The following is an 8,273-nucleotide window of genomic DNA, read 5'->3' as shown; positions in this document are numbered from 1 at the left end:
GCCCGCGACGGTGCGCACGTCCAGCAGCCGCTGATCCGGGTTCAACGCCCACCCGGAGATCCGGATCAGCGGGTTCTCGTCCAACGACTCCACCCGCGGCGGCTCCACGTAGCGGCGCGGATCGACCGGCCGCTCGTCCACCTGGGCGGCCACCACCGGGGCGAGCAGCGCCGCCAACGCCACCACCACCGTGAGCCCGGCCGCGCTCGCCGCCACCAGCCGCAGCCGCACCGCCGCGCGTACCGCCGGGGTCAGACCGGCGACCGGATCGGGCGCCGGGCCGTCGCGACGCCCCGGCGTCGCCAGGCCGGCCGCCGCGACCGCCGCGAACACCACCGTCGGGCCAATCGCCGGATCCGCATTCGGCCCGACCACGTAGAGCGCCCCGGCGTAGAGCAGAGCCGGCGGCAGGTAGCCCAGCAGCACCCGCCCGGCGCGCAGCGCCACCTCGGCGGCGGTCAGCCCGGTCAGCCACGCGGCCACCACCGGAACCAGCACCGTGTCCGGCGCCGGCTCGACCGGAATCATCGCGGTGAGCAGCCGGGGAATAGCGTTACGGGCGGCGTCGGCGGTCACCTCGCCGAGCCCGCCCGGCAGCGCCGCGTGCACGGCGGCCAGCCGCAGCGACAACAGCGTCCACCCGGCCATCGCGGCCACCGACAGCGGCGCCACCAGCCAGGACGGCAGCCGCCGCGCGGCCACGCCGACCAGCACCGACCCGACGGCCGCGCCGGCCATGAGCCGGGTCAGCAGCGGATCCGCGTACACCCGGCCAAGCACCACGCCGGAGAGCGCGACCAGCACGATCAGCGCGGCCGGTACCGGCACGGCCCGCAGCACCCGGACCGCGCGTTCCGCCGCCGGTTGGGTCCGTGGCAGCGTCACCACCGGCGGACCCCGTCCCACTCGGCGGCGAACGCCGCGCCGTCCGCCGCGTCCAGCACCGTGAGGCCCGTCGCGCCGGCCGCCGTCGGCCCGTCCGCGCCGAACACCCCGACCACCACCGACGGGTACGCGCCGCGCAGCGCGCCGACGTGCCCCAGCTCGTCGCGGCCACCCGGCCCGGTCAGGAAGACCAGCGTGTCACCGAGCCGGTCCCGGCGCAGCCGCCCGGTCGCGGCCGGCAGCACGTCCGGCCCGGCGTCCGCCAGCTCCACCGCGGCCAGCCGGTCCAGCGGCCCGGCCGCGCCCTCCGGCTCCACCTCTCCCGGTACGACGAACAGCAGCTGCACCGGCAGGTCCTCCCGCACCGCGGCGGCCACCACCGACGCGGCCGCCTCGCACGCCGACTCGAACGACTCCGCGACCCCGCCCACCCGGCCCGGATGCGCCGACGCGCGGTTGTCCAGCACCACCACCAGGCGCGGCAGGCTGGTGTCCACGTTCTCCCGCACCATCAGCTCACCCACCCGGGCGCTGGTGCGCCAGTGCACGCGGCGCAACTCGTCGCCCACCACGTACTCCCGCAGCGAGTCGAACGTGATCGACCCGTGCGGCACGCTGTCGGTACGCCCGTCCAGGCTGCGCCCGGCACCGGTGGGCACCGCGGACAGCGGATGGATGCGCGGGTGCACCCACACCGGCACCGTGCCGCCGTAGCCGCGCGCCAGCGCCACCAGGCCCAGCGGATCCCGGCGCACCACCCGCAGCGGCCCCACCGGCACCACCCCACGCCGGTGCGTCGGCACGTCGTAGCGCACCACCGTGTCGCGGCCCGGGCGCAACCGCAGCAGCGGCACCGGCACCAGCGCGCCCGCGCAGCGGTCCTCGGCCACCAGGTTCGCCGCCCGCAGCCGACCGGTGTTGCGCACCGTCAGCTCCATCGCCGCCGGCTCACCCCGGGCCACCCGGTCCGGGTCGGCCCGCCGCGCCACGCTCAGCCGGGGCCGCCAGGCCGCGTTCACCACGCCGTAGCCGACCGCCACCCCGGCCGCCGCGCCCAGCACCGTCAATTCGGGGTACGCGTAGCGGAACCCCACGCCGAGCAGCACCAAGGCGGCGACGAGCAGCCCGATGCCACGGGCGGTGATCCCCACGCTCAGCCGTGCACCGGCGTGGCCTGGCCCGACGGCAACGGCACCGGCACCGACGCGACCGCCTGACGCAGCACCTCGGCGGACGTCACACCACGCACCTGCGCGTCGGGGGTGAGCAGCAGCCGGTGCGCGAACACCGGCTCGACGAGCGCCTTCAGGTCCTCCGGCATGATCCAGCCCCGGCCGTCGATGAGCGCGTACGCGCACGCCGCCCGGGTCAGCGCGATCACGCCGCGCGGACTCACCCCGACCCGCACCTGCGGATGGGTACGGGTGGCAGCGGCCAACCGCACCGCGTACGCGTACAACGGCTCGGCGATGTGCACCCGCCGGGCCATCTTCACCATCTCGCCCACAGTGGCGGTGTCGGTCACCGCGGTCAGCGAGTCGGGGGAGCGGACCGTGGCGCCGCGCAGCACCTCCACCTCGACCGCCTCGTCCGGGTAGCCGACCGACAGCTTCACCAGGAACCGGTCGAGCTGCGCCTCGGGCAGCCGGTATGTGCCGTCCATCTCCACCGGGTTCTGCGTCGCCACCACCAGGAACGGCTGCGGCACCGGATGCCGTACGCCGTCCACCGTGACGGTGCGCTCCTCCATCACCTCCAGCAGCGCCGACTGCGTCTTCGGCGACGCCCGGTTGATCTCGTCGGCGATCACGATGTTGGCGAACACCGGCCCCGGGTGGAACTCGAAACCCCGGCTGGCCTGGTTGAAGATCGTCACCCCTGATACGTCGGAGGGAAGCAGGTCCGGCGTGAACTGGATCCGCCGCCACTGCCCCTTCACGGTGGCCGCGATCGCCCGCGCCAGCGTGGTCTTGCCGACGCCCGGGACGTCCTCCAGCAGCACGTGCCCCTGCGCGAACAGCGCGGTCAGCGCCAGCCGCACCACCTGCGGCTTGCCCAGCACGACCGCGTTGACGTTGTCGGCCAGCCGGGCGGCCAGGGCGGCGAAGCCCTGCACCTCCGGCTGGCTGAGCGGTTCGTGCGTGTTCACGGATGCGCCTCTCGGGGTGGTGCGGTCAGCAGGTGGGCAGCACGTCGAGGTCGTCGCCGCCCTCCAGGTTCAGCCAGGCCCACGGGATGTAGGTCTTGCCCTTGTACTCCACCTGGATCCACCAGGTGCTCTTCTTGTTGTTGTTGTAGATCCAGGCGTCCACTTCCTCGCCCTTGGCCTTGCAGTACGTGCGCAGCCGCCGGCCGTCCGGCACCCAGCCGGCCTGACGGTCGTTGTCCTGCCGGGTGACCTCGAAGATCTCATTGCCGTTGCGGCCCGGCACGTCCTTGTCGCAGTACGTCCGCAGGTCGCCGTCCGGACCGTTCTTGCAGGTGGCGATGCCGTACACCGGGTCGGTGGTCTGAGCGCGGCTGGCCGTGCCCTTACCGGCGGCGTTCGATGCGGTCAGCGTCACCGTGTACGCGGTACCCGGCGTCAGCCCGGTCACCCGCAGGCTGGAACAACTGCCGCTCGCCGTCTTCCCACCGGTCGCCGCCGTGCAGGTGGCCCGCCCACCACCCGCGTCCACGGTGAACGTCACAGTCACCGACGTGGCGTCCGCCGACGAGCCGGTCACCGTGATCCGCGGCTCGGCCACCGTCCGCGCGGTGGTGCTCGCCTCCGGCCCGGCGCCCGCCTCGTTCACGGCCTTGACCTTCACCGTCACGTTCTGGCCATTGCCCAGCCCGCCCACAGTGGCCCGCACATCGGTCACCTCGACGGACTTCCCGGCCGCCTCCACCACGTACTTCGTCACCGGCCGGCCGTTGTCCACCGCCGGGGACCACTGCACCGCGACCGTGCCCGGCTGGTCGGCGACAGTGGACGCGCGCAGCTCGCCGGGCGCCTTCGGCGCCGTGAACGGCACCACCGTGTTGCTCACCGGCGACGCCTTCGACCCGGCGCCCTTCTCGCTCACCGCCGTCACGGTGAACGCGTACTGGGTGCCGTACTCCAGTTGCCCGGCCGCCACCACCAGCTCCGTCTTCGCCGACTCGCCCGCCGGGGCGCTCGCGCCCGCCGAGGTCGCCGTCACCGCGTACTTCGCGATCTTGTTGCCCTGGCCGTCGGCCTCGGGCCAGCTCACCCGCACCGTGCCGTCCGGCCGCGCCTCGGCGGTCACCGACGCCGGCGGGTCCGGCACCTCAGCCGTCGGCACCACCGGGTTGCTGCGCCGCGCCGGCCCCTCACCCTTGGCGTTCACCGCGTGCACCGAGAACGTGTACGTCTCGCCGTTCGTCAGGCCGGTCACCTCCAGCGACCGCTGGTTCGCGCCGACCTGGCGGGTCTGACCGGCGCCCTCCACCACGTACCTGGTGATCTCGGCGCCGTTCGACGCCGCGGCCTGCCAGCTCACCCGCGCCGAGGCGTCACCGGCGGCGGCGGTGACCGACTTCGGCGCGCCCGGCTTGGACACCTTCGGCTTCTTCGGCGGGGGCGGCGGCGGAGCCACCGGCGGCGGATCCCCGCCGAGCACGTCGTTCGCGTACTTGTCGACCTCACGCACCTGGTTGCGGTCGTCGACCACCTGCGCGGTGGACGAGTCCGGCGGGTTGATGAACAGGTGGTTCTCGCGCACCTCCAGCTCGACCGGACCGGGGCGGCCGGCGCCCTTCACGGTCTGCACGAGCTGCCCCTCGGCGTCGAACGCGTAGACCGTGCCGGTCGTCTCGTCGGCGCAGTAGAACCGGCCCGCCCACGCCACCGCCGGGCTGAGCCGCACACCGTCGCCCGGCACCGTGAACCGCTTCACCTCGCGGCTGTCCCGCACCACGTGCACCGACCGCTCACCGGGAACCGTCACCGGCACCTGCTGCCCGCTGGTACGGGTCGGCAGGTAGCCCGGCGCGGTCATGGTCAGTGCCGCCCGCTGCGTCTGCCCGCCCACCACCGTCACCAGCGACGCCGAGGTGCGGTCCAGCACCGCCACGCCCTCGTCCAGCGTGGACACCACAAGCTCGTGCGCCGGCTCGGCCACGTCGTACGTCTCGACGCGCTTCGGGCTGAGCCCGGCGGGCGGCGCGTCACCGGGCGTCTCCGGCAGCTCGGCGGCGGTGACCGCCGAGACGGTGCCCTCGCTCGGCACCGCGATCCACAGCTTGCCGGCGCCGTCGAACGTGCCGCCGGCGATGCCCGGCGGGTAGCGGACCGGCTCGCCCACCGGCGTCAGCGCCCGCGGGTCGAGCTGCCGGACGATGCCCTGCACCGCGTCCACCACGAACGCCGCGTCCTCGTGCAGCGCCACGCTCACCCCGAGCCCCGGCGCGGTCGGCGTGGTCGCGGTGATCTGCAACGTCGCCAGGTCCAGCGAGCTGACCTGGCCGGTCTTGAGGTCGCGCAGGATCAGCAGCCGGTCGGTCTGGGCCACCTGCATCTGGTGCCGCCGCCCACCCGGCACCTCCATCCGGGTGTCCACCCGCGCGGTGACGCCGTTGACCCGGGCCAGCTCGCCGCGGGTGGTGCTCCACAACCAGGAGGAGGCGTCGTAGCTCGCCACCGCGTTGTCCGCGGCGCCCAGCCCGAGCACCGTCAGGCCCATCGCGGCCAGCAGCGCGGCCACCGTGCCGATGGTCACCAGCCCGCCCCGCATACGCGATCGTGGACGAGCCTGCTCCGGCCCGGTGCCCGTGACGTCCTCGATGGTGGTCACTGCCGGCTGCCTCCCCGTGTCGGTGGGGGAGGCGCACCCGCGCGAGGTCGACCCTCCCCAGAGCCGGGAGCCATCATAGGTGCCGCCCGGTGCCGGTGAAACCCGCACCGTCCCCCTGTGGACACCGAGCGTGGCGTCCCCGGACCGTCAGTTCGGCGTCGCGCCGCCCTCCCGGTCCGTGCAGACCTGACCCGAGGTCGAGTACGAATCGGTCGCGTAGACAGCCAGCACGGTGAAGCAGTAGTCCAGCTTCGCGCTCAGGCCGTTCTCCGTGTAGCGGGTCTGCCCCGCGTCCTCTGTGGCCCTCTCGCCGAGCTTCTGCCCGGCCCGGCCACCCGCCACCACGAACGGCACCCCGCCGTTCGTCGGGTCGGTCCAGGTCACCGTGACAGTGGTGGTGTCGTCCCGTAGCTGCAAGTCGCCCGGGGGCGGACCGGCCACCTTCGGCGACGCGGCGCCGGACGCGGGCACCGGAGCCGGCGGCGCCGCCTCCCGGTTCAGCAACACCACGCCGACACCGACCGCCGCCACCACCGCGAGCACCGCGCCCCCGGCCACCAGGGCCAGCACCGTGCGGTTGCGGCCCGGCCGCTCCGGCTCCATCGGGTACGCGCCCGGCGGCTCGACCGGCGCCGGCTGGTGGAACACCGGCGGGTTCACCGGCCAGGCACCCGGCTCCGGCTGCGCCGGCGGCTCCGGTCGCGTGGACTCGGGAAAGTCCAGCAGATCCTCGTAGATCGGCATCGGCCGGTTCCGTTCCGGCGCGTCCCCTTCCGCCTGTCCGGCCGCGTCGCCGGCCGTCGGCTCGTCCGGGTCAGGCTCGTCCGTGTCCTGCTCGGGGTCGGCGGGCCGGTCGACCGGCTGGGACGGGGCGACACTGCTCCACGGCGGCGCGACCATGCCCCACGGCGGCACGGAGCCGCCGCTGACCGGCGCGGCACTGACGGGCGCCGCATGTGGCTGGCCGGCCAGTGACGGGTAGTCGCCGTGACCGGGTGGTCCGCTGACCGGAGGGTAGCCGGTATGGCCAGGTGGTGCGCTGATCGGCGGGTAGGCGCTGTGGCCGGGCGGGGCGTAGGTGCCCTCGCCGGGCGGGGCGCTCACCGGCGTGTAGCCGCCCTGGCCGGGTGGTCCGCTGACCGGTGGTGGGTAGCCGCTGACCGGAATTCCGCTGATCGGGTACGCGGCCGCACCGCTCACCGGTTGCCCCGGTGGGCCGCTGACCGGGTGCGTGGGCGGCGCGCTGACGGGAGGCGGCGTGGGCGTGCCGAGGGCTGGCCCGTTCACCGGTGGCGTGGACGGTGAACCAATCGGTGGTGGGCCGGCTTGCGGTCGTGCTTCACCCGGGGGCGTGCTGGCAGCGGGTGCGCCTGCGCTCGTCTGCTGCGCGCTCACCGGCGGCGCGATGGCTGGCGGTCCGCTCACCGGGGGTGTGCCGGCCGGGGGTCCGCTGACCACGGGTGTGTCGGCCGAAGGTCCGCTGCTCTGGGTGCCGTCCACCGGCGGTGCGCTGACGGGACCGGATACCGAGGGCTTGGACGCGGTGCCGGTGGCCGCTGTCGCGGCTTGGCGCTCCGACTCCTCCTCCAGCAGCGGGCCGATCTGCTGTACCTGGATCGTCGGCTTGTCCCAGCCCGGTCCACCCGGGGCGGTCGGTGGCGTACCCGCGCCAGGGCCGCTCGCGCTCGCCTCGGTCGCTGCGGGGTGGACTTCCGAGGCTGCTGCCCTTCCGGTCCCGGCCGTACGGTCCGTGGCGGCGTTCGGGGGAGCGGCTGCGGCCTCGGCCACCGGTTGGACGGCTGCCGGCCGTGGCGGCACGGGGGTCGGCGGAGCGACAGTGACTGCCGGCGGTGGTGGCAGGACAACGTTCGCCGGTGCGGGGATGCTCGGTGCCGGCGGCAGGACGGTCGGCGGTGGCGGCGGTGGCACGACTCCCGCCGACGGCATCCGCGACGGCGGCGGGGTGACGGACGCTGGAGGCGCCTCGGTGCTCGGCCTCGTGGATGGCGGCGGGATGACCGGCGGGGGCGGTAGCGGGGACGCCGGGCCGGGTACGGGCGGCGCCACCGGCAGCCCGTGCACCGGCGTCCCCGCCGCGGACGCTGTCGTCGGCGTTCCAGGTGTTGCCGCCGGTGTTCCGGGTGCCGCTGGGGGCACCACGGCACCGGGGACCGCCGGCGGCGGTGGTGGGGCGACCGGAGGACGGGGCGGTACCGGCGTCACTCCGGGGGCGGCGGGCTGCCGACCGTACGTTCCGGGTGCGACGGGGGTGACACCCTGGGCCGGGGGGACCGGCCGGACACCGGGAATCTGCGGGGCCGCTCCGGCGGCCGACTGCGGCGTCAGCGGGGTGGTGGGTTCGGCGGGCACTACCGGGAACCGGGAGGTCGCTTCCTCCGAGATCGGCGCGAAGCGGGTCGTCGCCTCCTCGGATGGCGCAGAGGGCGGCGAGGGCGGCGCCCACGGGCTCGTCGAGGCGGGCTGCTGGCGCGGCGGGACCGGAGGGGCGGGCTGCAGGGGAGTGCCTTGAGGGTTCGGCACGGGATACGGCGACTGCGCGGCGCCGGGCGCCGCGCAGTCGCCGTATCC

The 8,273-nt window shown here is 75.1% G+C and carries 4 protein-coding genes and 1 pseudogene; all 5 read right to left on the bottom strand.

Translation table 11 applies throughout. From position 1 onward, the window contains the following. Window positions 1-888, bottom strand: a pseudogene (locus KBX39_RS33815) (transglutaminase domain-containing protein); the annotation flags it as partial. Beyond that, a complete protein-coding gene (locus KBX39_RS15950; RefSeq protein WP_210871278.1) occupies window positions 882-2,036 on the bottom strand; it encodes a DUF58 domain-containing protein in 1,155 nt (384 codons plus the stop codon). The pseudogene KBX39_RS33815 and the gene KBX39_RS15950, both read right to left, overlap by 7 nt. Before the next feature lie 2 nt (window positions 2,037-2,038). Further along, the gene (locus KBX39_RS15945) at window positions 2,039-3,034 is read right to left on the bottom strand and encodes a MoxR family ATPase (protein ID WP_064445403.1); all 996 of its coding nucleotides are present in this window, start codon (window positions 3,032-3,034) and stop codon (window positions 2,039-2,041) included. Between the two features lie 25 nt (window positions 3,035-3,059). Beyond that, complete coding sequence (locus tag KBX39_RS15940) at window positions 3,060-5,624, bottom strand: fibronectin type III domain-containing protein (protein WP_210871282.1); 2,565 nt, start codon at window positions 5,622-5,624, stop codon at window positions 3,060-3,062. A gap of 207 nt (window positions 5,625-5,831) precedes the next feature. After that, on the bottom strand, window positions 5,832-6,884 hold the full coding sequence (locus KBX39_RS15935) for a hypothetical protein (protein WP_247660256.1): 1,053 nt from the start codon (window positions 6,882-6,884) through the stop codon (window positions 5,832-5,834). Between the last annotated feature and the right edge of the window lie 1,389 nt (window positions 6,885-8,273).

Source organism: Micromonospora sp. D75 (assembly GCF_018070405.1).
Lineage (GTDB): Bacteria > Actinomycetota > Actinomycetes > Mycobacteriales > Micromonosporaceae > Micromonospora > Micromonospora chalcea.
The sequence above is the reverse complement of the archived record's forward strand: the minus strand, read 5'-3'. Positions and strand labels throughout refer to the sequence as shown.